1 protein-coding gene is annotated in these 839 nt (G+C 69.7%); it reads right to left on the bottom strand.

Annotation, left to right across the window (positions count from 1 at the left end; all coding sequences use genetic code 11):
* Positions 1-757 (bottom strand): hypothetical protein (locus A9X03_RS13675; protein WP_369831345.1); only part of this gene is annotated, 757 nt, incomplete at its 3' end.
* Between the last annotated feature and the right edge of the window lie 82 nt (positions 758-839).

Below are 839 nucleotides of genomic sequence, written 5' to 3'. Positions count from 1 at the left end.
CGCGCCCTCGGGGTGGTTGGGTTGTGCCCAAACACGCCCAATTTTGTTTAATCCTTTGGGGGGTTGGGCCCCATTGCAGGTGGTGTCGGGGCCCGGGGGGGCCGGCCTCAGCTGCCGGCCGCGCGACATCTTCGTCGAGCAAACCGTGGCCGGACTGGCCCGGGTGGTCGGCGTGGCCGACACGCACCGGCCCATCGACGAGGGAATCGGCGACGTGGCGGCGACACCGATAATCCGTTGGCTGAGCAGCGTCGACGGCCAGGTGGTGGATGATCAGGGCCAACTGCCTGGTGGTGCTCGCCCACACGGCGCTGAGCATGACCCCGCCGGCCGGACTGAGCCGGGACCGGGCGGCGATGATCGTCTCGTCGGTGAGCGCGTCGACGGTGTGCAGTAGCGCTGCGGCGTGCGCCGAGTCCGGTTCTGGCACGGTCAATTTCCAGCCGCCGGGCCCGTCGTCGACGCGCAGTCTCAACATGGCGTGCCGATCCAGCAGGGCCTGCAGCACGACCGTGACGTCGGCCAGTTCGACACCCGCGGGTGCCTGCAACACCATGGTCTGGTTGAACTGGTCAACGGGGCCGTCGACGCTGCTCAGCCAACGGATTATCGGTGTCGCCGCCACGTCGCCGATTCCCTCGTCGATGGGCCGGTGCGTGTCGGCCACGCCGACCACCCGGGCCAGTCCGGCCACGGTTTGCTCGACGAAGATGTCGCGCGGCCGGCAGCTGAGGCCGGCCGCGCGGGGCCCCGCCACCCCCGGGGGGGGGGCCCCCCCCCCCAAAGGATTAAACAAAATTGGGCGTGTTTGGGCACAACCCAACCACCCCGAGGGCGCA

The sequence above is a fragment of the Mycobacterium sp. E1715 genome (assembly GCF_001667625.1).
GTDB lineage: Bacteria > Actinomycetota > Actinomycetes > Mycobacteriales > Mycobacteriaceae > Mycobacterium.
This window is presented reverse-complemented; position numbering and strand designations above follow the sequence as displayed.